The organism is Streptomyces sp. NPDC101166, from assembly GCF_044768125.1.
Lineage (GTDB): Bacteria > Actinomycetota > Actinomycetes > Streptomycetales > Streptomycetaceae > Streptomyces.
This window is the reverse complement of record NZ_JBIWPF010000013.1, coordinates 1-23180: the sequence shown is the minus strand read 5'-3', so window position 1 is coordinate 23180 and position 23180 is coordinate 1. Positions and strand designations below refer to the sequence as shown.

Below are 23180 nucleotides of genomic sequence, written 5' to 3'. Positions count from 1 at the left end.
CTTCACCGTCACCCGCACCCCGCACCCCGCAGCACCGCCGGAGCGTTCAAGGACTACGCCGTCCGTATGTGTGCCGCGCGGCGAGATGTCACCTCGCGCCCCAGGGGGGACAGCGCCGCGGCGAAGAGGAGCCCGCCGAGCGGCAACAGATCCAGACTGGCGGCCATGGCTGCCGTACCGAGCATCACCAGTGCGGGACGCCAGACGCTGATGCGGTGCTGCACAGCGAGTTGGATCACCATCCACAGCAGGCCGACGTAGAACAGCATCGGGCCGACCGTGTACACCGCGGGCATCACGCCGGGGTGGCTCTGTACGTCCTCGAAGAGTCGCTCCATCCCGGCGCGGTCGGTGGCCCGGAAGCCGACGACGAGATCGATGACGCCCTGGGCGGTGACCGCCACCGTCCCCGTCAACCCGACTAACGTCGCCACCCGGGCGCTGAGCCGTGCCGCGCCGGTCGTCGGCTCCGACAGCCGCAGCAGGCCCAGGAAGATCGCGCCGAAGAGCAACACTCCGGCGATCAGCGCGATATGCCCGCTGGTCCAGGCAAGCCCCGGACCATGGTCCGGGTCGGAGAGACGGATGGTTCCGTAGGCGAGCATGCACAGGGGCGCGGCGATGAAAGCAGTCCGCGTCAGCGCGGTCCGGAGGGTTCCCCGAGGTTGGTTCGTCATGTGTCGATCTTGTCGGCCGGCCTTGTGCCCCGAGATCAGGCATGACCCTGAGGAGACCCTGCTCTCGCCCCTGACAAGCCATCAGGGGTGACACCTCGCACGGCCGGAGCCCGAGCCGGTACGCCTCTGCGGGGTGCTCGGTCAGGCGGCCTCGCGCTGTTCGATCCGCCGCTCCCTGGGGGTCGCCTCGGGCTCCGGGGGGCGCGGGGGGAGGGACACCGCCTCGGCGGCGGCGCAGGACGCGAGCAGGTCGCGCATGGACACCCCGGCGAGCGTGAACGGTCGCGGAGGCTGGGCCTTGGACTCGGTGGCGGGCACGGACGCCTCCTGCGGGCCGGGGCGGACTTGGTTAGGTTCACCTAACCAAGGGCTGACCACCATGTCACCACGTCCGAGACGCCGAACGCAACATCTTGCCGACGTCTTGTCGGAACCTTCATATGATCAGCCCGTGGGCTTCCGGTCACGGCACTAGCGGACCACGACGATCCGCTGGCCGATCGTCGCGAACCGCCACATCGCCTCGCCGTCCGCCGGCGTCTCGCGGATCCCGCCCGTCCGGGTCTCCGGGTCGGGCACCGGAATCGAGCCGTCCGTCGTCGCGCTGAAGCCGACGACCACATCGCCGACGTCGGTGAAGCGCACGACGTGCTCGACCGGCACGCCGTCGGTCCCCGTGGCCGTGCTGGAGCGGGAGGTGACGGCGTACGAGCCCGGCACGGGGTCGACGGTGCCCGGGGCGACCGTGAACGTCCGCTCGACCCGGCCGCCCGGGCCCACCAGCCACACCCGGTCGTCGTCCAGCGCGTACACGACCCGCTCGCCCACGCCGGAGGAGGCCGGCAGCGCGAGCGAACGGGTTCGCCCAGGGGACGCCTTCCTCGCCGCCGCGGCCTGCGCACGCGGCTCGGCCGGCCCGGTCGGCGCGGTCGCCGAAGCCTGCAGGGCGAGGAACCCGACGGTCGTCAGGGCCGCCGCGGTCAGCCCGGCCACGATCGTCGCGCTGCTCCCGGCCACCATCCACCTCTTCGTCGCTTTGGTCGGTTTGGTCATCTTCGAACCGGTATGTGCCCGGCCGTGACGTTAGCAGCCGTCGCGGCCGCTGCCCGGGTGGCCGTGCGCGGCACGCGCGCTCGCCGGGGAGCCGTAGGCTGTTTGTGTGCTCTTGCTCGCTCTGGATACCGCCACCCCCGCCGTCACCGTCGCGCTGCACGACGGCGCGGACGTCGTCGCCTCCTCCAGTCAGGTGGACGCGCGCCGGCACGGTGAGCTGCTGCTGCCGGCCGTCGACCGTCTGCTCGCCGAGGCGGGACGCCGGCTCGACGCCGTCACCGGGATCGTCGTAGGCGTCGGACCCGGCCCCTACACCGGGCTGCGTGTCGGTCTGATGACCGCCGACACCTTCGGTCTCGCGCTCGGCGTCCCCGTGCACGGGCTGTGCACGCTCGACGGCCTCGCCTACGCCGCCGACCTGTCCGGCCCCTTCGTCGTGGCGACCGACGCCCGGCGCAAGGAGGTCTACTGGGCCCGCTACGCCGACTCCCGCACCCGCGTCGGCGACCCGGCCGTGGACCGGCCCGCCGACATCGCCGACCAGGTGGCCGGGCTGCCCGCCGTCGGCGCGGGCGCGCTGCTCTACCCCGACGCCTTCCCGGACGCCCACGCGCCGGAGCACGTCTCGGCCGCGGCGCTCGCGAGCCTGGCCGCCGAGCGCCTCGCCGCCGGGGAGGAACTCCCCGCGCCCCGCCCGCTGTACCTGCGCCGGCCCGACGCCCAGGTGCCCAAGAACTACAAGGTGGTCACCCCGAAGTGACCGAGCCCGCCGTCTCCGAGACCGTCCTGCCCGCGCTGCGCGAGATGCGCTGGTGGGACATCGAACCCGTGCTGGAACTGGAGAAGGACCTCTTCCCCGAGGACGCCTGGTCGCGGGGCATGTTCTGGTCCGACCTGGCCCACGCCCGCGGCCCCGGCGCGACCCGGCGCTACGTCGTCGCCACCGACGGCGACCGCATCGTCGGGTACGCCGGTCTGGCCGTCGCGGGCACCGCGTCCGAGGGCGGGAGCGAGGGCGAGGACGGCTCCGCGACGGGCGCCGACATCCAGACCATCGCCGTCGCCCGTGCACGCTGGGGCACCGGGCTCGGAGCCCGCCTGCTGACCGAACTGCTGCGCGCGGCCACCGAATTCGACTGCACCGAGGTCATGCTGGAGTGCCGGGTCGACAACGTCCGGGCGCAGAAGCTGTACGAGCGTTTCGGCTTCGAGGCCATCGGCTTCCGGCGCGGCTACTACCAGCCGGGCAACGTGGACGCCCTGGTGATGCGCCTGACCGACCCCTCCACCTCCCTGAACGGCGTACAAGGAACCGAGATCAATGGCTGACGAACCGCTCGTCCTGGGCATCGAGACCTCCTGCGACGAGACCGGCGTCGGCGTCGTGCGCGGCACCACGCTGCTGGCGGACGCCATCGCCTCCAGCGTCGACGAGCACGCCCGCTTCGGCGGGGTGGTCCCGGAGGTCGCCTCCCGGGCCCATCTGGAGGCGATGATCCCCACCGTCGACCGCGCGCTGAAGGAGGCGGGCGTCTCGGCGAAGGACCTGGACGGCATCGCCGTCACCGCCGGACCCGGCCTCGCGGGCGCGCTGCTGGTCGGCGTCTCGGCGGCGAAGGCGTACGCCTACGCCCTCGGCAAGCCGCTGTACGGCGTGAACCACCTCGCCTCCCACATCTGCGTGGACCAGTTGGAGCACGGCCCGCTGCCCGAGCCGACGATGGCGCTGCTGGTGTCCGGCGGCCACTCCTCCCTGCTCCTGTCCTCCGACATCACCTCAGACGTCCGTCCGATGGGCGCGACGATCGACGACGCGGCCGGCGAGGCCTTCGACAAGATCGCCCGAGTGCTGAACCTCGGCTTCCCCGGCGGCCCGGTCATCGACCGCTACGCACGCGAGGGCGACCCCCGGGCGATCGCCTTCCCGCGCGGTCTGACCGGCCCCCGCGACCCCGCCTACGACTTCTCCTTCTCCGGTCTGAAGACCGCCGTGGCCCGCTGGATCGAGGCCAAGCGGGCGGCAGGCGAGGAGGTCCCGGTGCGGGACGTGGCGGCCTCCTTCCAGGAGGCGGTCGTCGACGTCCTCACCCGCAAGGCCGTGCGGGCCTGCAAGGACGAGGGCGTCGACCACCTGATGATCGGCGGCGGCGTCGCGGCCAACTCCCGGCTGCGCGCCCTCGCCCAGGAGCGCTGCGAGGCCGCCGGTATCCGGCTGCGCGTCCCGCGTCCCAAGCTGTGCACGGACAACGGCGCGATGGTCGCCGCACTGGGCGCGGAGATGGTCGCCCGGGGACGTGCCGCGTCCGGCTGGGACCTGTCCGCGGACTCCTCCCTCCCGGTGACCGACCCGCACGTGCCGGGCCCCACGCACGAGGACGACCACGGCGACGGCCACAGCCACGGTCACGATCACGTGCACGAGGTCAGCAAGGAGAACCTGTACTCATGAGTGCTGCGGCATGACGGTCGCGTTGATGTGGGAGGCCCGGGCGGCGGCGGGACGCGGCGAGGAACTGCTGGCCTGGGCCCGCGCCCAGCGGCTCGACGGCGCCCCCCTGCGCCGCGAGACCTTCCGCGCCCCCCAGGACCGGGTCCTGGTCATCACCTGGTGGGACGCCGCGTACGACGCCGAACTCCCCGAACTACCCGACCCGGAAGACGGGTTGACGACCAGGCCGGTGCACCGCTGGCGCTTCGAGTCGGTGACCGGCCAGGCGTGAGCCCGCGGGTCCCTCAGCCCGCCGACACCTCCGTCTCGCAGCGCAACCGGCGGTCCGTCCCCACCTCGCGCACCGGGCCCGTCAGCCGCAGCGACGCCGTGTGGCGGTGGTCGGCGCTGGAGGAGGACAGCCGCAGTTCCAGCGCGCCGGGCTCCACCACACGCCGGCCCTCGCGGTCGGTGAACGCCGACAGGTCGGTGTGGAAGCGGAAGGTGACCCGGCCGGCCTCACCCGGGGCCAGTTCCAGGCGCTGGTAGCCGACCAGGCGCACATCGGGGCGGGTCACGCTCGCCACCGGGTCGTGCAGATAGAGCTGGACGACCTCCGCGCCGGCGCGCTCGCCGGTGTTGCGGACGGTGAGGGAGAGGTCGTAGGAGCCGTCGGTGGAGATCTCGCCCTCAGGACCGCCCGTGACGTCCTCCCAGGCGAACGTCGTGTACGAGCGGCCGTGCCCGAAGGCGTACAACGGCGTCGGGTCCAGGTTGCTGACCTCGCCGGCCAGGCCCAGCGGCGGCTGGAGGTACGTCCACGGCTGGCCGCCGGGGACGCGCGGCACGCTCACCGGCAGGCGGCCCGAGGGGTTCACCCGGCCCGACAGCGCGCCCGCGACCGCCGGTCCGCCCTCCTCGCCGGGGAAGAACGCCTGGACCACCGCGCCCAGCCGGCCGTGCCAGCGGCCGAGCGCGTAGGGGCGGCCGGTCAGCAGGACCAGCACCACCGGTACGCCCGTCGCCGTCAGGGCGTCGAGCAACTCGCCCTGGACGCCCGGCAGTCGAAGATCCGTCACATCGCAGCCCTCGCCCGAGGTGCCCCGCCCGAACAGGCCCGCCCGGTCGCCGAGGACCGCCACGCAGACGTCGGCCTCCGCCGCCCGCGCCACCGCCTCGTCGAACCCGGACCGGTCCGGCTCCGACACCGGGCACCCCTCGGCGAACGTCACCTTGGCGTCGGGCAGTTCGGAACGCAGCGACTCCAGCAGCGTCGGGATGGAGATGCCGGTCTCCACGCCGGGGTGGTGGGTGAGGACATGGGAGGGGAAGGAGTAGCAGCCCAGCATGGCGAGCGGATCGGCCGCCCTCGGGCCCACCACCGCGATCCGGGTGCCGGGGGCGAGGGGGAGCAGCCCGTCGGGGTTGTCGAGCAGCACGACGGACTCCTCGGCCAGCCGACGGGCGAGCGCGCGGTTGGCCCCCGAGTCGAGCCGGATCCGAGACCGGCCCGCCGCGGCCGTCCCCCCGGCCGTCTCCCCGGCCGTCCCCTGCTCCGTCGCCGCCTCCGGCCGCCAGTCCTCGTCGAGGAGGCCGAGTTCGCACTTCTGCACCAGCACCCTGCGGGCCGCCCGGTCGACCAGGCCCTCCGGGACCAGCCCCTCCCGCACGGCCGCCACCAGCGCGTCGCCGTAGTACTTCACCGTCGGCAGCTCGACGTCGACGCCGGCCTCCAGCGCCAGCCGGGCCGCCTCCGCCGGCGTGCCCGCCACCCGGTGCAGGGTCTGGAGGAAGCCGATGCCGAAGTAGTCGGCGACCACCGTCCCGGTGAAGCCCCACTCCTCGCGCAGCAGCCCGGTCAGCAGCTCCGGGTCGGCGGAGGCGGGGACGCCGTCCCGTTCCGTGTAGGCGGCCATCACCGAGCGCGCCCCGCCCTCGCGCAGCGCCATCTCGAACGGCGGCAGCGTCACGTCGGCGAACTCGCGCGCGCCCGCCCGCACGGGAGCCAGGTTGCGCGCGCCCGCCGAGGAGGCGTACCCGGCGAAGTGCTTGAGCGTGGCGACGATCCCGGCCGACTCCAGGCCCCGCACGTACGCCGTGCCGACCGTGCCGACCAGGTACGGGTCCTCGCCGATCGTCTCCTCGACCCGCCCCCACCGCGGGTCGCGGACGACGTCGAGCACGGGCGCCAGCCCCTGGTGCACGCCGACCGAGCGCATGTCCCGCCCGATGCGCCGGGCCATCTCCTCCACCAGCGGCGGGTCGAAGGAGGCGCCCCAGGCCAGCGGGACCGGGTAGGCGGTGGCCCGCCAGGCGGTGAATCCGGCGAGGCACTCCTCGTGCGCCACCGCCGGGATGCCGAAGCGGCCCGCCCCGGCGATCTGCCGCTGCGCCCCGGCCAGGGCACGCGCGCCGACCGCCGGGTCCACGGGGGCGGTGCCGAAGGAGCGGGTCAGCTGGCCGAGCCCACGGGTGATCAACTCGGTCCAGTCCCGCTCGGCGGCCTCGTCGGTCATGTCGTGCTGGTGCGGCGCGACGCCCTCTCCGTCCGTCGCGGCGCCGACCCACACCCCGTACAGCTGGGCGGTCTTCTCCTCCAGGGTCATCCGGGCGAGGAGGTCGTCGACTCGGGCGGCGGCGGACAGAGCGCGGTCACGCCAGGGTGCGGTGGTCATGAAACTCCTGTCCCGGAGGTGTCCCGGAGGAAACCGGTCCCGAAGGATTCGAATGTTTCGTAACACACTTCGAATGTTCCGGGAACCTATGGTGCCGTACGAGGTTCGTCAAGAGGGGGTGCGGGGATACGATCGCCGCCATGACTTCCCCGGATCCCGCTGGAACGCGGACAGGAGCGCGGCCGACGCAGACCGCCACGCTCGCGGAGATCGCCCGCGAGGCCGGCGTCTCCGCCCCGACTGTTTCGAAGGTCCTCAACGGCCGCGCCGACGTCGCCCCCGCGACCCGCACCCGTGTCGAGGAGCTGCTGCGCGCCCACGGCTACCGGCGCCGGCGCGCGGAGGCGACCCGCTCGCCCCTGATCGACCTGGTCTTCCACGAGCTGGAGAGCGCCTGGGCGATGGAGGTCATCCGGGGTGTGGAGAACGTCGCGCGGGACGCCGGGCTGAGCGTGGTGCTGAGCGAGAGCGCCGGGCGGCTCACCCCCGGGCGGACCTGGGCCGACCAGGTCGCCGCCCGCCGTCCGCACGGCGTGATCCTCGTCCTGTCCGGGCTCGACGAGTCCCAGCGCGCGCTGCTGACCAGCCGTTCCATTCCGTTCGTGGTGATGGACCCGGCGGGCGACCCGGGCGCCGACGTGCCCTCCATCGGCGCCACCAACTGGCAGGGCGGGCTCGCCGCGACCCGGCATCTGGTGGAGCTGGGGCACCGGCGGATCGGTGCGATCAGCGGGCCCCCGCAGATGATGTGCAGCCGGGCCCGCATCGACGGTTACCGGGCCGCGCTGGAGACGGCCGGGCTGCCGGTCGACCCGGCGCTGATCAGGACCGGCGACTTCCACCACGAGACGGGCTACCGGATCGGCCGTGAGCTGCTCGACCGCCCCGACCGGCCCACCGCCGTCTTCGCCGGCAACGACCTCCAGGCGCTCGGCGTGTACGAGGCGGCGCGCGAGCTGGGGCTGAGGATCCCGGAGGACCTGAGCGTCGTCGGCTTCGACGACCTGCCGGTGGCGCCCTGGGTGGGGCCGCCGCTGACGACCGTACGGCAGCCGCTGATGGAGATGGCGGAGGCGGCGGCCCGGCTGGTGCTGGAGCTGGGGCGGTCCTCACCGGAGGAGGGACCGGCGGCGACGCGGGTGGAGCTGGCGACGAGTCTGGTGGTGCGCACCAGCACGGCGGCGCCGGGCGGATCGACGGGACCGAAGCCAGTCGGCTGACCGACCGAAACTTTCGACACCCGTTGCCCTGCCGGAGAACCGGTCCGCGACCGGTCCGGGCCGACTTCCTAACATCCCCCTAATAATTCGGACTTACGTTCATCGCGTGACGGAAATCGACGCGAGCGAGCACGGAGACGGCCGGCGCAAGCGGCCGAGAACGCTGAAGACCGCCGGCCTCACCCTCGCCGCAGCGCTGGTCCTGGGCGCGGCCGCAGCGGGCTGGGCGGCCTACCGGCACCTCGACGGCAACATCACGAGCGTCGACATCGACACCGCGCTCGGTGACGACCGCCCGGCGCGGGCGGTGAACGCCCCCGTGCCGTACGGCGCCGCGTCCCCCGCCCCGTTACCGGCGGGGTCCCTCAACATCCTCGTCCTCGGCTCCGACTCGCGCGGCGGCGCGGAGAACCGGGAACTCGGCGGCGGCGACAGCACCGGCGCCCGCTCCGACACCGCGATGGTCGTGCACGTCGACGCGGGCCGCCGCAGCGCCACGATCGTCAGCGTCCCGCGGGACACCCTGGTGACCCGGCCGTCCTGCCCGCTGCCCTCCGGCGGCTCCACGTCGGCGGCGCACGGCGTCATGTTCAACACCGCCTATGCGCTGGGCGGTCCGGTGTGTGCCGTGAAGACCGTCGAGTCGATCACCGGCGTGCGCATGGACCACTACGTCGAGGTCGACTTCTCGGGCTTCGCGAAGCTGGTGAACGCGCTCGGCGGGGTCACGGTGACCACGACAGAGGACATCGACGACGAGGACAGCCACCTCACCCTCGCGGCCGGCGTCCACCACCTCGACGGCGTCCAGGCCCTCGCCCTGGCCCGCACCCGGCACGGCATAGGCGACGGCAGCGACCTCGGCCGCATCGGCCTCCAGCAGACGCTGGTGAAGGCACTTCTGGAACAGATCGCCTCCACCGACCTGTTGACCAGCCCCACCCGCCTGTACGAGGTCGCCGACGCGGCCACCCGAAGCCTCACCACCGACACCGGCCTGGACTCCCTCTCCGAACTGACGGAACTCGCCCGGAGCCTGCAATCCCTGTCCGCCCCGCAGGTCACGACCGTGATGATGCCGGTGCGCCCGGCCCCCTCCGACCCCAACCGGGTGGTCGCCCGCAATCCCGCGGCGAGCGACCTCTGGAAGTCCCTGCGCCGCCCCTGAATCCGCCCGGCGACGACGCCGGGGCATGCGCGACTGAGCTACCGCCCCTGTTCGTTGGGCGTGGGGCCTTCGGCCGGCCGCCCGACGAGCATCGTCGGGGCTCCCGCCACGCGGGTCAGGAACACCGTCGCCGCGTTCGACCCCTGCGGCCTGACCTTCTTGCGGAGTTCCTCCGGCTCCACGGCCGACCCGCGCTTCTTCACCGTCAGGATCCCCACCTCCCGCTCCCGCAGCAGCGCCTTCAGCTTCTTGACGTTGAAGGGCAGCCGGTCGGTGATCTCGTACGCGGTGGCGTACGGCGTCGGCCTCAGGGCGTCCGCGGTGACGTAGGCGATGGTCTCGTCGACCAGGCCGCCGTCCAGGTCCCGGGCGACGTCCGCGACCAGGTGGGCGCGGACGACGGCCCCGTCGGGCTCGTAGAGGTAGCGGCCGACGGGGCGGACGGGCGGGTTCGGCAGACCGGCGCCGCGCAGGGTGCGCGGTCCGGGCAGCAGTGTGGCGCGGACGGTTCCCGGATCCGTCCCGAACCACAGCACCGCCTCCTTCACGTCCCCGCCGTCCGAGATCCACTCGGCCTCGGCCTCGGCCGGCACGGCCTCGTGGGGGATGCCCGGGGCCACCTTCAACGCGGCGTGCGGCGCCTTGAGCGCGGCACCGACGGCCCAGGACAGGGGCGGCGAGTACGCCTCCGGGTCGAAGATCCGTCCCCGGCCGCCCCGCCGGGCCGGGTCGACGAACACGGCGTCGTACCCGGCCGTGTCCACCTCCGTCACGTCCGCCTCCCGTACGTCGATCAGGCCGGCGAGGCCGAGCGCGTCCGCGTTCGCCCGGGCCGCCGCCGCCGTCACCGGGTCCCGGTCCACGGCCAGCACCCTGATGCCCGCGCGCGCCAGCGCGATCGCGTCGCCGCCGATCCCGCTGCACAGGTCGGCGACGCAGGACACGCCCAGCTCCCTCAGCCGCGCCGCCCGGTACGCCGCCACGCTCGCCCGCGTCGACTGCTCGACCCCGTGGGGGGTGAAGAACATCCGTGCCGCGTCCTCGGCCCCGAACTTCACCGTCGCCCGCTGCCGCAGCCGTTCCTGCCCCAGGGCGGCGGAGACGAGCGCGGCGGGGTGCGTGCGCCGCAGTCGCGTGGCGACGGCGAGTTCGTCGGCGGGGGCGGTGCCGCGCACGGCGTCGAGCAGGGCGCGGCCTTCGGGGGTGAGGAGGGGAGCGAGGTCATTCACCTGGTCATTGTGGGCCAGTCGGAGGACGGTGCGCCTGCGGCCGCGGTGTCTGACGGGGGTTTCGGGGCCGGACTGCGAGGATCCGGCGCCATGGGATCAGTCGTACGAAATGATAAATACCGGACGAAATGGACGGCGTGCCAGAGCGGTCTCACGGCCCTCGCCCTGGCCGCGATCGTCTCGGGCTGTGCGGACAGCGGCGACGGCGCGGCCGGCCCCGCCCCCGGCCGGCAGCCCGACGAGAGCCCGAAGGCCGGCCCCCTCCACTCGTACGCGGCCAGACTGCGCGCCGACCACGCGGCGAGGGCGGCCGCGGCCGAGCGCTGGGATCTGGAGAAGGTCCCGCTCACACCCCCCGCGCCGCCCGCCAGGAAACCGAGGATCGGCACCCGCGAAGGCTTCGAGGTCGACGATCACGAGGAACTCGGCCTCCCGCCGGTCTTCACCACCGTCCCCACCGACGACAAGGTCGTCTTCCTCACCGTCGACGACGGCGCGGAGAAGGACCCGGCGTTCCTGCGCATGATGACCGAGCTGCGCATCCCGTACACCGCGTTCCTCAGCGACTACCTCGTCAAGGACGACTACGGCTACTTCAAGAAGATGCAGGACGACGGGGTGACCCTGAACAACCACACCCTCCACCACCCCTACCTGCCGGGCCTGTCCTACCAGCGTCAGAAGCGCGAGATCTGCGGCATGCAGGACGTCGTCGAGGAGCAGTACGGCCGCCGCCCGAGCCTCTTCCGCCCGCCGTACGGCAACTACAACAGAGCCACCCTGCGAGCCGCGAAGTCCTGCGGCGTCACCCATGTGCCCCTGTGGAACGAGGAGGTGTTCGTCGACCACTGGGAGTACCGCGAGTGGGACCGCGAGCTCCACCCGGGCGACATCGTCCTGAGTCACTTCCGCGGCCCGGACGACTGGAAGGGCACAATGCCCGACATGATCCGCACCTTCCTGAACAAGGCGACGAAAGAGGGATATGCGGTGGCCCGCCTGGAGGACTACCTGTGAGACACCGGGGGCGGCCCTCGGCCCCCACGGCGCTGGCGCTCGTGGCGGCCCTCACCGGCTGCGCCCTCACCGCCTGCGCCCCCGCAGGCGAACCGGCGGCCGGGCCGGCGGCGACCCGAGCGCGCTCCGCGCCCGCCCCCGCGACGGGGCCGCCGTACCGCCGCTGGGGCCTGAAGTCCCCCCTGGCCCCCGCACCGGCCCCCACCCGCCCGAAGTCCCCGCCCCGCCCCCTCTCCCCGGTCCTCGACCGCGTCAGCACCTCCGACAGGGTCGTCTTCCTCACCTACGACGACGGCGCCGAACGCGACCCTCAGTTCGTCGACATGGTCCGCGAACTGCGCCTGCCCGTCAGCGTGTTCGTCACCGACAGCGTCGCCGGCCCGGCCTACGCCCACTTCGCCCGGCTGCGCGAGGTCGGCGCGGACCTCCAGAACCACACTCTCGACCACGCCGCCCTGCGCGGCCTGCCCTACGCCGGCCAGCGCGCCGAGATCTGCGGCCAGCAGCACAAGCTCAACGCCCGCTTCGGTCTGCGCCCCCGCCTTCTCCGCCCGCCCTACGGCGCGTACGACACCACCACCCGCCGAGCCGCCGCCGACTGCGGCATCACCGCGATCATCCTGTGGCGCGCCTCCGCCGACCCCGAAGACCCCCACCGCCTGCACCCCGGCGACATCCTCGCCACGACCCCCGACCGAACGCCGAGCCTGCTGCGCCAAATCCAGCGGCAACATCTGACGGTGGGCAAGCTGGAGGACTACCTGTAAGCCCGGTGAATTCAGCCCGTCCGGGGGTGCCCCCTCCGGGGGGGCTTGAGGACGAGGCCCGTTCAGGGCCGAAGCGGGGGCTTGGGGGCGGCGGCCCCCAAAGGACGCCCACCCCGGCACCGGGTGCCGAACACGCTCACCCGAGCGGAATTTTCGGCCGACGCGCCGCAGGCATTGGCACTCCGCTTGACCGAGTGCTAACCCCGGTCATAGTCTCGGCTCTGGCACTCCCCACTGGAGAGTGCCAACAACGCGACGGGCAGGTCCGGCACCCGCGACGACGGATCCACCTGGTCGCCACCTCAGACAGTTAACCCCGTGAGATCTCCGAAGGGGGAGGTCGGATCGTGACGACCACCAGCTCCAAGGTTGCCATCAAGCCGCTCGAGGACCGCATCGTGGTCCAGCCGCTCGACGCCGAGCAGACCACGGCCTCGGGCCTGGTCATCCCGGACACCGCGAAGGAGAAGCCCCAGGAGGGCGCCGTCCTCGCCGTGGGCCCGGGCCGCTTCGAGAACGGCGAGCGCCTGCCGCTCGACGTCAAGGTCGGCGATGTCGTCCTGTACAGCAAGTACGGCGGCACCGAGGTGAAGTACAACGGCGAGGAGTACCTCGTCCTCTCGGCTCGCGACGTTCTCGCGATCATCGAGAAGTAGTTCACCCCGGATCGTTCCGGAAGCACATTGATGCTTGACGCTGCGCCCCTGGCCCCCGCGACCACATAAGAAGCCGGGCGCCCGGGGCGCAGTGCGTTTTTTTCATCCACAGATCTCCGAGAGGGCTCCCGCTGTCATGGCGAAGATCCTGAAGTTCGACGAGGACGCCCGTCGCGCCCTCGAGCGCGGCGTCAACAAGCTGGCCGACACGGTCAAGGTGACGATCGGCCCCAAGGGCCGCAACGTTGTCATCGACAAGAAGTTCGGCGCCCCCACCATCACCAACGACGGTGTCACGATCGCCCGCGAGGTGGAGATCGACGACCCGTACGAGAACCTCGGCGCGCAGCTGGTGAAGGAGGTGGCGACCAAGACCAACGACATCGCGGGCGACGGCACCACCACCGCCACCGTGCTCGCCCAGGCGCTGGTGCGCGAGGGCCTGAAGAACGTGGCCGCCGGCGCGTCCCCCGCCCTGCTCAAGAAGGGCATCGACGCCGCCGTCAAGGCCGTCTCCGAGGACCTGCTCGCGTCGGCCCGCCCGATCGACGAGAAGTCCGACATCGCCGCCGTGGCCGCGCTGTCCGCCCAGGACCAGCAGGTCGGCGAGCTCATCGCCGAGGCCATGGACAAGGTCGGCAAGGACGGTGTCATCACCGTCGAGGAGTCCAACACCTTCGGTCTGGAGCTGGACTTCACCGAGGGCATGGCCTTCGACAAGGGCTACCTGTCGCCGTACTTCGTGACGGACCAGGAGCGCATGGAGGCCGTCCTGGAGGACCCCTACATCCTCATCAACCAGGGCAAGATCTCCTCGATCGCCGACCTGCTGCCGCTGCTGGAGAAGGTCATTCAGACCAACGCCTCCAAGCCGCTGCTGATCATCGCCGAGGACCTCGAGGGCGAGGCGCTGTCCACCCTCGTCGTCAACAAGATCCGCGGCACCTTCAACGCGGTCGCGGTCAAGGCCCCCGGCTTCGGCGACCGCCGCAAGGCGATGCTGCAGGACATGGCCACCCTCACCGGCGCCACCGTCATCTCCGAGGAGGTCGGCCTCAAGCTCGACCAGGTCGGCATCGACGTCCTCGGCTCCGCCCGCCGCGTCACCGTCACCAAGGACGACACCACGATCGTCGACGGCGCCGGCAACTCCGCCGACGTGCAGGGCCGCGTCGCGCAGATCAAGGCCGAGATCGAGAACACGGACTCCGACTGGGACCGCGAGAAGCTCCAGGAGCGCCTCGCGAAGCTGGCCGGCGGCGTGTGCGTGATCAAGGTCGGCGCCGCCACCGAGGTGGAGCTGAAGGAGAAGAAGCACCGTCTGGAGGACGCCATCTCCGCGACCCGCGCCGCGGTCGAGGAGGGCATCGTCTCCGGTGGCGGTTCCGCGCTCGTCCACGCCGTCAAGGTCCTCGAGGGCAACCTCGACAAGACCGGCGACGAGGCGACCGGCGTCGCCGTGGTCCGCAAGGCCGCCGTCGAGCCGCTGCGCTGGATCGCCGAGAACGCCGGCCTCGAGGGCTACGTCATCACCTCCAAGGTCGCAGAGCTCGACAAGGGCCAGGGCTTCAACGCCGCGACCGGCGAGTACGGCGACCTGGTCAAGGCCGGCGTCATCGACCCGGTCAAGGTCACCCGCTCCGCCCTGGAGAACGCCGCCTCCATCGCCTCCCTCCTCCTGACGACCGAGACCCTGGTCGTCGAGAAGAAGGAAGAGGAAGAGCCCGCCGCGGCCGGCCACGGCCACGGCCACGCCCACTGAGCGAACCGCTCGTAACAGGCGAAGCGCCGCAGGAAGGCCCCGCTCCCACGCCCACCGCGTGGCAGCGGGGCCTTCCCCGTGCGCGCCCGCTGCACGTCACGGGGTTCCGTGTCCCGAGCGGCTCGGAATCCGGACCGCTTCGGCCGCACCCCCCGCGCCGGTGGGTCGACGACGGGAAGGGTCCTGTTCCGCCCGGGCGGAACAGGACCCTGCGGTGAAATCTCGCGCTATCGGCCCAGCGCCCCCAACTGCTCCAGCAGACCTGCCCGGTCGTACTGCCACCAGCCCTCGCAGATCATGCCGTCGCGGAAGCGGTGCCAGGTCATGCCGGTCATGGTGACGTCCTGGCCGGTCGCCGGGATGCCGACGAAGTCGCCGTGGTGGCGCCCCGTGAAGGTCCAGCGGGTGCACACCCGCTCCTCCTCGGAGAGCTGGTCGTCGACCCGCATCGAGAAGTCGAAGGCCCGCCGCCAGCCCGCGACCTCCTCACGGGCGGCCCGCAAGCCCGTGTCCCGCGCGTTGGCCGGGTCGTGATCGAGGTAGTCGTCCGAGACGCGCTCGAACAGCCGGTCGATGTCGCCCCGTCCGAGCCCCTCGAAGAACTCACGGGCCATCACCCGGTTGAGCTGCTCGTCGCGCACGACATCCAGATCGGTGAAGGTCGGCGTCTCCTCGCACAGGGCGACCATGTCCCGGAAGATCCGCCCGGTCTCCGGCAGGTTCGAGTTCCGCATCGCCTCCTCGTACGACGGGAACTCCACGATCTCGATGAAGTGCGAATCGTCGGAGCGGTCCTTGCCGACCAGCGCGTGCGTGGCGGTCCGCTTCCCCTTGGTCTGTTCGACCCATGTGTCCAGCAGCCGGTTCATCTCGTCGAACCGGCTGGTCCTGCAGTCGATGAGCTGTACGAACGTCATGGCGCAGCCTCCGGCCCCCCTGGGTCCGGTTCCGTCACGCCCATTTTCCCACCGGAGCGCCGACGCCACCCACCGCTCACCGCACGCCTACTGCGGCCCGTACTTGCGCCCCGTCCGGGAGCTGACCCCGCCCAGCAGGCCCCTCGGCGTCACCTTCACCAGTCCCATCAGCGCCTTGTAGCGGGCGTCGGGGATCGACACGGACTTCCCGCGCGCCAGGTCGTGCAGCGCCGCCGCGACCAGCTTGTCCGCGTCGAGCCACATCCAGCCCGGGATGTTGTCCGTGCCCATCCCGGCCCGCTCGTGGAACTCGGTGCGCACGAAGCCCGGGCACAGCGCCATCAGCCGCACCCCGCTGCCCGCCAGGTCCTTCGCGGCCCCCTGGGTGAACTGCACGACCCACGCCTTGGAGGCCCCGTACGTCCCGCGCGGCAGGAACGCCGCCACCGAGGCCACGTTGACGACACCGCCGCGCCCCCGCTCCCGCATCGCCGCCGTGGCCGCCGAGGTCAGCCGCAGCACCGCCTCGCAGTGCACCTTGAGCATCTTCAGCTCGTCGGCCATCGGCACGTCGAGGTAGCGGCCCTTGTTCCCGAAGCCCGCGTTGTTGACCAGCAGGTCGACGGGGTTCCTGCGGTCGTCGAGCCGGGCGGCCACCGCCTCGATGCCGGCGTCCTCGGCGAGGTCGGCGGTCAGCACCTCCGCCTCGATGCCGTGCCGGTCGTGCAACTCGGTGGCCTGCTCGCGCAGACGCTTGGTGTCCCGGGCGACGAGGACGAGGTCATGCCCGTCCGCCGCCAGCCGCCGCGCGAACGCGGCACCGATGCCCGCGGTCGAACCCGTAATCAGAGCCGTAGTCATGGCGCAAGGTTAATGACCGGAAACCCGCGAGCCCGTTCCCCTCACCCGCTCGGAACCGACGGTCCTCGTCAAAGTGCCGGCGCATGATCGACCGATGATCCCAAGGGCCGCTTATGCTCGAAGGGTGATCGAGGCCCGTCATCTCCGTGTGCTGCGCGCCGTCGCCGCCACCGGTTCCTTCTCGGCGGCCGGGCGCGAGCTCGGCTGCACCCAGCCGGCCGTCAGCCAGCAGATGAAGGCGCTGGAGGCGTCCGTCGGCACGCCTCTGCTCGTGCGCAGCGGACGCGAGATGCGGCTGACCCAGGCGGGCGACGCCCTCGTACGGCACGCCGCCGGGATTCTCTCGGGGCTGACCGCCGCGGAGGAGGAGGTCGCCGCGATCGCCGGACTGCGCGCCGGGCGGGTGCGGCTCGTCTCCTTCCCGAGCGGCAGCTCCACGCTCGTGCCCACCGCCCTCGCCGCGCTGCGCGCCGCCCACCCCGGCACCCGCGTCTCCCTCGAGGAGGCGGAACCGCCCGCCTCGGTGGACAAGCTGCGCGCCGGCGACTGCGACATCGCGCTCGCCTTCCGCTACGAGAGCGCGCAGGGCTGCGCGCAGGAGTGGGCCGACCTGGTCGTACGCCCCTTGCTGACAGACCGGCTCGTCGCCCTCGTCCCGGAGCGGCATCCGCTCGCGCGGGCGGAGTCCGTCGCCATAGGCGAACTGGCCCGGGAGTCCTGGATCGCGGGCTGCCCGCGCTGTCGCGGCCAGCTGGTGGAGGTGTGCGCGGAGGCGGGCTTCACGCCCCGGATCGACTTCGCCACCGACGACTATCCGGCGGTCGCCGGCCTGGTGGGCGCGGGGCTCGGCGTGGCCGTTCTGCCCCAGCTCGCGATCGAGTCCGTACGGCCCCGTGGGGCGCGGGCGGTGACCCTGGAGCCGGCGGTGCGGCGGGAGATCGTCGCGCTGACCCTGCCCGACCTGGCGCAGGTGCCGGCGGTGGCGGCGACGCTGGACCAGCTGGAGCGGGCGGCGGCGCGCTGAGAGCGGCGCGCACATGAAGCAGGGCGCGCTGAGAGAGGCGCGCACATGACACAAGGGCACACGTATGCGTGCCCCATCCCTTTGCAGACCGTCGTGCGGGCCTGCGTGAAGAAACGTTCCTTCAGTTTGTCCTGATCTGCGGCCGTTCAGTCGTCCGGCGGTGTCTCCCCGCCGGTCGACGCCGATACCAGGCGGTGGCGCGCCCGGCCCATGAGCTCCTCGCGTTCATCCTCGGTCAACCCGCCCCACACGCCGTACGGCTCTCTCACCGCCAACGCGTGCGCCGCGCACTGCGCGCGGACCGGGCACCTCATGCAGACCTCCTTGGCCGAGTTCTCGCGAGCGCTCCGCGCCGCCCCGCGCTCACCTTCCGGATGGAAGAAGAGCGAACTGTCCACCCCGCGGCAGGCGGCCAGGAGCTGCCAGTCCCACAGGTCCGCGTTCGGTCCGGGAAGGCGGGAGAAATCTGCCATTGCGTGACCCCTTGTAGCCGTTTCGAGCGGATACGGTGCCAACGACCGTACAACTACGATCTAAGAAGATGAAAATATGACTCATTGCGAATCTAGCCTCAGACACCAGTAAATGGGAAGAAATGGGGCTAATCGGGGCATCGCTCATGACGAAAGCCCGGGGGTCCGCGCGGCTGCCTCCGCCGTGTCCGTCCCCTCACGTAGAGTGCCGAAGACTGCACGCAGCCCCGTAACTCTTTCGAGTGACCATCGTTGAGAGTGCGGAGGCGGTTGAAAACACAAACGCTCGGGCAGGCGTCCGAGACGGTCGACCGCACAGGTGACGATTCGTACCAGCCTGGAGGCACAAGGTGACGCGCATCAGCTGCGGAGGGCGGCCATGACTTCCGTCCTCGTCTGCGACGACTCCCCGCTTGCCCGAGAGGCGCTCCGCCGCGCGGTCGCGACCGTGCCCGGCGTCGAGCGCGTGACGACGGCGGCCAACGGCGAGGAAGTGCTCCGCCGCTGGGGCGCCGACCGCTCGGACCTGATTCTGATGGACGTACGCATGCCCGGGCTGGGCGGTGTCGAGACCGTCAGGCGGCTGCTGTCCGCCGACCCCGGCGCGCGCATCATCATGCTGACCGTCGCGGAGGACCTCGACGGAGTCGCCCTCGCGGTCGCCGCCGGCGCCCGCGGCTATCTGCACAAGGACGCCTCGCGCGCCGAACTGCGGGCGACCGTCACCCAGGCCCTCGCCGACCCGACCTGGCGGCTCGCCCCGCGCCGGCTGCGCTCGGCCGAGATGGGCGCGGCCCCCACGCTCACCGCCCGCGAGATCCAGGTGCTGGAGGGCATGAGCCACGGCCGCTCCAACGCGGAGATCGGCCGCGAGCTGTTCCTCTCCGAGGACACCGTGAAGACCCACGCCCGCCGGCTCTTCAAGAAGCTCGGCGCCTCGGACCGCGCGCACGCCGTGGCGCTCGGATTCCGCTGGGGGCTGGTCCGCTGAGGAACGGTCCGCCGAGTCGAACAACGGGACGAACATCCGTTCCCGTCGGGGCGGGCCTCGGCCCTCTCGGCACCCCGTTTCGACCACTCTCGGTGACGGGCGCGCAGCGACACGCGAGTGACGGGAGTCGCCGCGTGCGCCGTGCGTGTGGAAAACGTCACGGGTGAGGCAGGAGCCGCGACGGGCGTTCGCGACGCGGGGGAAATCGTCGTACGACCTCGGTGCACGGACTCGTCGTATGAGTGGGATCCGTCCCGTGCGCGTACTTCGTCACAGACGCGGTCCGCCGGACGGGACGGAGTGAGCCGACGTCGGCGGAGGGGAGCGGGGTATGCGGGAACGGCCCTGCTCGCGCGGCATGGCGAGCGCGCGGAGCGTACCCGTACGCCGGCCGCAGGCCGGCGGCGGCGCCGGGTCCCGCCGGACCGCCCGCTGCTCGTTTCCCGGCGGATGCCGCATCCTTGAGGTGTGGAGTTCCTCGGGGACGAGTCGGTCGAGCGGAAGGGGAGGGCGCAGGGGATGAGTTCCGGCGCACCTGCTCATAACGCTTCGGTGCACAACGACGGGCACGGCGCGGCGGCCGGACCGGCCGCAGGGCACCATGGACCGATGCGCGATGACGAGGCGGTCCGTGCCCACGCCCAGGGGGCGATCGGCGGCCTCGTGCATCGCGCCGTCGACGGCGACGAACAGGCCACCCACGACCTGCTCGCCCACGTCCACCCCCTCGCCCTGCGCTACTGCCGCACCCGGCTGTCCCGGCTCCCCGGCGACGCGCGCCACTTCGTGGAGGACCTCGCGCAGGAGGTCTGCGTCGCCGTCCTGCTGGCCCTGCCGCGCTACAAGGACACCGGCCGTCCCTTCGAGGCCTTCGTCTTCGCCATCGCCGCCCACAAGGTCGCCGACCTCCAGCGCGCGGCGATGCGCCACCCCGGCTCCACGGCGGTCCCCTCCGACGAGATGCCGGAACGCCCAGACGACTCCCTGGGTCCCGAGGAGCGGGCCCTGCTGAGCAGTGACGCCGAATGGGCGAAGAAACTGATGGCCAACCTGCCCGAGAACCAGCGGGAGCTGCTCCTGCTGCGCATCGCGGTGGGCCTCACGGCGGAGGAGACCGGTCAGATGTTGGGAATGTCACCCGGCGCGGTCCGCGTCGCCCAGCACCGGGCGCTCAGCAGACTGCGCGCCCTCGCCGAGCAGTAGTCCGGACCAGCGCCCCCTTGGGCCGGCCCGGGTTGAACGGGCCCGAGGCCGGCGCCGTACGAACATACGAAGCCGGGAGTCCTTCCGAACCGTGGAATGAGCGAAGCGCGCTTCCCGTTAGCATGGACATCCGCACCGATCAAGGCCATTTGGGGAAGGTGTCATGACTGCCAACGTCGACGGAGTGCCCGGAAAATTCGCGACCCTCGGGCTGACCTACGACGACGTGCTGCTGCTGCCGGGAGCGTCCGAGGTGCTCCCCAACGCGGTCGACACCTCGTCCCGGATCTCCCGCAACGTCCGGGTGAACATCCCGCTGCTGTCCGCTGCGATGGACAAGGTCACCGAGTCCCGCATGGCGATCGCCATGGCCCGTCAGGGCGGCGTCGGCGTGCTGCACCGCAACCTGTCCGTGGAGGACCAGGTCAACCAGGTCGACCTGGTCAAGCGGTCCGAGTCCGGCATGGTCACCGACCCGATCACGGTCCACCCCGAGGCCACGCTCGCCGAGGCCGACGCGCTGTGCGCCAAGTTCCGCATCAGCGGTGTCCCGGTCACCGACCCGGCCGGCAAGCTGCTCGGCATCGTCACCAACCGCGACATGGCCTTCGAGTCGGACCGCACGCGCCAGGTGCGCGAGGTCATGACGCCGATGCCGCTGGTCACCGGCAAGGTCGGCATCTCGGGCGGCGACGCCATGGAGCTGCTGCGCCGCCACAAGATCGAGAAGCTTCCGCTGGTCGACGACGCGGGCGTCCTCAAGGGTCTGATCACGGTCAAGGACTTCGTGAAGGCCGAGCAGTACCCCAACGCCGCCAAGGACGCCGAGGGCCGGCTGCTCGTCGGCGCGGCCGTCGGCGCGAGCCCCGAGGCGCTGGAGCGCGCCCAGGCGCTGGCCGAGGCCGGTGTGGACTTCCTGGTCGTCGACACCTCGCACGGCCACAACAGCAACGCCCTCAGCTGGATGTCCAAGATCAAGTCGAGCGTGGGCGTCGATGTGATCGGCGGCAACGTCGCCACCCGTGACGGCGCGCAGGCCCTCATCGACGCCGGTGTCGACGGCATCAAGGTCGGTGTCGGCCCCGGCTCGATCTGCACCACGCGTGTCGTCGCCGGCATCGGCGTCCCGCAGGTCACCGCCATCTACGAGGCCTCCCTCGCGGCCCGCCCGGCGGGCATCCCGCTGATCGGCGACGGCGGCCTGCAGTACTCCGGCGACATCGGCAAGGCGCTCGCCGCCGGCGCCGACACGGTGATGCTGGGCAGCCTCCTCGCCGGCTGCGAGGAGTCCCCGGGTGAACTGCAGTTCATCAACGGCAAGCAGTTCAAGTCGTACCGCGGCATGGGCTCGCTCGGCGCGATGCAGTCCCGCGGCCAGGCCAGGTCCTACTCCAAGGACCGCTACTTCCAGGCCGAGGTCGGCTCGGACGACAAGCTCGTGCCCGAGGGCATCGAGGGCCAGGTGCCCTACCGCGGCCCGCTCGCCAACGTGCTGCACCAGCTCGTCGGCGGTCTCCGCCAGACGATGGGGTACGTGGGCGCGGCCACCATCGGGGAGATGGAGAGCAAGGGCCGGTTCGTCCGGATCACCTCGGCGGGCCTGAAGGAGAGCCACCCGCACGACATCCAGATGACGGTCGAGGCGCCGAACTACAGCACCAAGTAGACGCAGGGCTTCCGCCAGGGCGGCCCCGGATCCCCCGGGGCCGCCCTCGCTCGTTCCGGGGGCCGCCCTCGGTGTGCCCGCCGGGCCCGTCGGCGATACTGGAAGACGCTGAAACGCATCAGGGAAAGGCCACAGACGTGACTGAGATCGAGATCGGGCGCGGCAAGCGCGGCCGCCGGGCGTACGCCTTCGACGACATCGCCGTCGTCCCCAGCCGCCGTACGCGGGACCCGAAGGAGGTCTCGATCGCCTGGCAGATCGACGCCTACCGCTTCGAGCTGCCGTTCCTGGCCGCCCCCATGGACTCGGTCGTCTCCCCGGCCACCGCGATCCGCATCGGGGAGCTCGGCGGGCTCGGCGTGCTCAACCTCGAAGGCCTGTGGACGCGGCACGAGGACCCCCAGCCGCTGCTGGACGAGATCGTCGCTCTGCCCGTCGAGGCGGCCACCCGGCGTCTGCAGGAGATCTACGCCGCCCCCATCAAGGAGGAGCTGATCGGGCAGCGCATCAAGGAGGTGCGCGACTCGGGCGTGGTCACGGCCGCGGCGCTCTCCCCGCAGCGCACCGCCCAGTTCTCCAAGGCCGTCGTCGACGCGGGCGTGGACATCTTCGTCATCCGCGGGACGACGGTTTCGGCGGAGCACGTCTCCGGCTCGCACGAGCCGCTGAACCTGAAGCAGTTCATCTACGAGCTCGACGTCCCGGTGATCGTCGGCGGCTGCGCCACCTACACCGCGGCCCTGCACCTGATGCGCACCGGCGCGGCCGGCGTGCTGGTCGGCTTCGGCGGCGGCGCGGCGCACACCACGCGCAACGTGCTCGGCATCCAGGTCCCGATGGCCACGGCGGTGGCCGACGTCGCCGCGGCGCGCCGCGACTACATGGACGAGTCCGGCGGCCGGTACGTGCACGTGATCGCCGACGGCGGCGTCGGCTGGTCCGGCGACCTGCCCAAGGCGATCGCCTGCGGCGCCGACTCGGTGATGATGGGCTCCCCGCTGGCCCGCGCGACCGACGCGCCGGGCCGGGGCCACCACTGGGGCATGGAGGCCGTCAACGAGGAACTGCCGCGCGGCAAGAAGGTCGACCTCGGCACGGTCGGCACCCTCGAGGAGGTCCTCACCGGCCCGTCGCACACCCCGGACGGCTCGATGAACTTCTTCGGCGCCCTCCGCCGCGCCATGGCCACCACCGGCTACAGCGAACTGAAGGAGTTCCAGCGCGTGGAGGTCACCGTGGCGGACTCGGTCCACCGCCGCTGACCCCGAACCCCCGAAGGGGCCGGGGGGGGCCCCCCCCCCGGGCGGCCCCCCCCCCCCCCCCGCCCCCCCCCCGGGGGGGGGGGGGGGGCGCGGCCCGGGGGGGGGGGGGGGGGGGGGGGGGGGCCCCGGGT

General features: G+C 72.2%; 23 protein-coding genes. 15 read left to right on the top strand and 8 right to left on the bottom strand.

Going from position 1 to position 23180, the window contains the following annotated elements; genetic code table 11:
* Positions 1–53 precede the first annotated feature (53 nt).
* The 3 genes from ACIRS4_RS23010 to ACIRS4_RS23000 form a co-directional block, all read right to left on the bottom strand.
* A complete protein-coding gene (locus ACIRS4_RS23010; RefSeq protein ID WP_404198988.1) occupies positions 54–677 on the bottom strand; it encodes a hypothetical protein in 624 nt (207 codons plus the stop codon).
* Between the two features lie 141 nt (positions 678–818).
* A complete protein-coding gene (locus ACIRS4_RS23005) occupies positions 819–995 on the bottom strand; it encodes a hypothetical protein (protein WP_404198986.1) in 177 nt (58 codons plus the stop codon).
* A gap of 153 nt (positions 996–1148) precedes the next feature.
* Positions 1149–1694, bottom strand: a complete 546-nt coding sequence (locus tag ACIRS4_RS23000) for a hypothetical protein (protein WP_404199492.1) — start codon at positions 1692–1694, stop codon at positions 1149–1151.
* A gap of 142 nt (positions 1695–1836) precedes the next feature.
* Between ACIRS4_RS23000 and tsaB the strand changes: the two genes are divergently transcribed.
* From tsaB to ACIRS4_RS22980, 4 genes are read left to right on the top strand one after another with little or no spacing between them, the layout of a single operon-like run.
* Positions 1837–2490 (top strand): tRNA (adenosine(37)-N6)-threonylcarbamoyltransferase complex dimerization subunit type 1 TsaB, encoded by a 654-nt coding sequence (tsaB, locus tag ACIRS4_RS22995; RefSeq protein ID WP_404198983.1) that lies wholly within the window; start codon positions 1837–1839, stop codon positions 2488–2490.
* A 44-nt stretch (positions 2491–2534) separates the two neighbouring features.
* Positions 2535–3059 (top strand): ribosomal protein S18-alanine N-acetyltransferase, encoded by a 525-nt coding sequence (gene rimI, locus ACIRS4_RS22990; RefSeq protein WP_404199489.1) that lies wholly within the window; start codon positions 2535–2537, stop codon positions 3057–3059.
* Complete coding sequence (gene tsaD / locus ACIRS4_RS22985; RefSeq protein ID WP_404198980.1) at positions 3052–4179, top strand: tRNA (adenosine(37)-N6)-threonylcarbamoyltransferase complex transferase subunit TsaD; 1128 nt, start codon at positions 3052–3054, stop codon at positions 4177–4179. The genes rimI and tsaD overlap by 8 nt, the downstream gene beginning before the upstream one ends.
* A gap of 10 nt (positions 4180–4189) precedes the next feature.
* A complete protein-coding gene (locus ACIRS4_RS22980) occupies positions 4190–4450 on the top strand; it encodes a hypothetical protein (protein ID WP_404198978.1) in 261 nt (86 codons plus the stop codon).
* A 13-nt stretch (positions 4451–4463) separates the two neighbouring features.
* On the opposite strand, the gene ACIRS4_RS22975 is transcribed toward ACIRS4_RS22980, so the two are convergent.
* A complete protein-coding gene (locus ACIRS4_RS22975) occupies positions 4464–6833 on the bottom strand; it encodes a glycoside hydrolase family 3 N-terminal domain-containing protein (RefSeq protein WP_404198975.1) in 2370 nt (789 codons plus the stop codon).
* Between the two features lie 140 nt (positions 6834–6973).
* Here ACIRS4_RS22975 and ACIRS4_RS22970 point away from each other — a divergent pair, with 140 nt between their 5' ends.
* Positions 6974–8053, top strand: a complete 1080-nt coding sequence (locus ACIRS4_RS22970) for a LacI family DNA-binding transcriptional regulator (protein ID WP_404198973.1) — start codon at positions 6974–6976, stop codon at positions 8051–8053.
* A 106-nt stretch (positions 8054–8159) separates the two neighbouring features.
* Complete coding sequence (locus tag ACIRS4_RS22965) at positions 8160–9221, top strand: LCP family protein (protein ID WP_404198970.1); 1062 nt, start codon at positions 8160–8162, stop codon at positions 9219–9221.
* Between the two features lie 38 nt (positions 9222–9259).
* Here ACIRS4_RS22965 and ACIRS4_RS22960 read toward each other — a convergent pair whose 3' ends face one another.
* Positions 9260–10450, bottom strand: a complete 1191-nt coding sequence (locus tag ACIRS4_RS22960; RefSeq protein WP_404198968.1) for an SAM-dependent methyltransferase — start codon at positions 10448–10450, stop codon at positions 9260–9262.
* Positions 10451–10540: 90 nt separating this feature from the next.
* Here ACIRS4_RS22960 and ACIRS4_RS22955 point away from each other — a divergent pair, with 90 nt between their 5' ends.
* The 4 genes from ACIRS4_RS22955 (at position 10541) to groL (ending at position 14652) form a co-directional block, all read left to right on the top strand.
* On the top strand, positions 10541–11467 hold the full coding sequence (locus ACIRS4_RS22955) for a polysaccharide deacetylase family protein (protein ID WP_404198966.1): 927 nt from the start codon (positions 10541–10543) through the stop codon (positions 11465–11467).
* Positions 11464–12234 carry a polysaccharide deacetylase family protein gene (locus tag ACIRS4_RS22950; RefSeq protein WP_404198963.1) on the top strand — a complete coding sequence of 257 codons (771 nt, stop codon included), beginning with the start codon at positions 11464–11466 and terminating at the stop codon, positions 12232–12234. Before ACIRS4_RS22955 ends, ACIRS4_RS22950 begins: the two co-directional genes overlap by 4 nt.
* A gap of 347 nt (positions 12235–12581) precedes the next feature.
* On the top strand, positions 12582–12890 hold the full coding sequence (gene groES, locus ACIRS4_RS22945) for a co-chaperone GroES (protein WP_020132158.1): 309 nt from the start codon (positions 12582–12584) through the stop codon (positions 12888–12890).
* 136 nt (positions 12891–13026) lie between these two features.
* Positions 13027–14652 (top strand): chaperonin GroEL, encoded by a 1626-nt coding sequence (groL, locus tag ACIRS4_RS22940; RefSeq protein WP_358798739.1) that lies wholly within the window; start codon positions 13027–13029, stop codon positions 14650–14652.
* A 227-nt stretch (positions 14653–14879) separates the two neighbouring features.
* Here groL and ACIRS4_RS22935 read toward each other — a convergent pair whose 3' ends face one another.
* Both ACIRS4_RS22935 and ACIRS4_RS22930 read right to left on the bottom strand, forming a co-directional pair.
* Complete coding sequence (locus ACIRS4_RS22935; protein WP_404198961.1) at positions 14880–15569, bottom strand: ester cyclase; 690 nt, start codon at positions 15567–15569, stop codon at positions 14880–14882.
* An 87-nt stretch (positions 15570–15656) separates the two neighbouring features.
* Positions 15657–16430 (bottom strand): SDR family NAD(P)-dependent oxidoreductase, encoded by a 774-nt coding sequence (locus ACIRS4_RS22930; RefSeq protein WP_404198958.1) that lies wholly within the window; start codon positions 16428–16430, stop codon positions 15657–15659.
* Between the two features lie 124 nt (positions 16431–16554).
* On the opposite strand from ACIRS4_RS22930, the gene ACIRS4_RS22925 reads away from it, so the two are divergent.
* Positions 16555–17454, top strand: a complete 900-nt coding sequence (locus ACIRS4_RS22925; RefSeq protein WP_404198955.1) for a LysR family transcriptional regulator — start codon at positions 16555–16557, stop codon at positions 17452–17454.
* Between the two features lie 146 nt (positions 17455–17600).
* Here ACIRS4_RS22925 and ACIRS4_RS22920 read toward each other — a convergent pair whose 3' ends face one another.
* The gene (locus tag ACIRS4_RS22920; protein WP_130441147.1) at positions 17601–17927 is read right to left on the bottom strand and encodes a WhiB family transcriptional regulator; all 327 of its coding nucleotides are present in this window, start codon (positions 17925–17927) and stop codon (positions 17601–17603) included.
* A gap of 379 nt (positions 17928–18306) precedes the next feature.
* Between ACIRS4_RS22920 and ACIRS4_RS22915 the strand changes: the two genes are divergently transcribed.
* From ACIRS4_RS22915 to ACIRS4_RS22900, 4 genes are all read left to right on the top strand, one after another.
* Positions 18307–18918: a response regulator transcription factor gene (locus tag ACIRS4_RS22915; RefSeq protein ID WP_003948568.1), complete on the top strand. Its 612-nt coding sequence runs from the start codon at positions 18307–18309 to the stop codon at positions 18916–18918.
* Positions 18919–19527: 609 nt separating this feature from the next.
* Positions 19528–20121, top strand: a complete 594-nt coding sequence (locus tag ACIRS4_RS22910; RefSeq protein WP_404198952.1) for a sigma-70 family RNA polymerase sigma factor — start codon at positions 19528–19530, stop codon at positions 20119–20121.
* Between the two features lie 163 nt (positions 20122–20284).
* Positions 20285–21787 (top strand): IMP dehydrogenase, encoded by a 1503-nt coding sequence (gene guaB, locus ACIRS4_RS22905; RefSeq protein ID WP_404198950.1) that lies wholly within the window; start codon positions 20285–20287, stop codon positions 21785–21787.
* 137 nt (positions 21788–21924) lie between these two features.
* On the top strand, positions 21925–23049 hold the full coding sequence (locus ACIRS4_RS22900; protein ID WP_404198948.1) for a GuaB3 family IMP dehydrogenase-related protein: 1125 nt from the start codon (positions 21925–21927) through the stop codon (positions 23047–23049).
* The last annotated feature ends 131 nt before the right edge of the window (positions 23050–23180 follow it).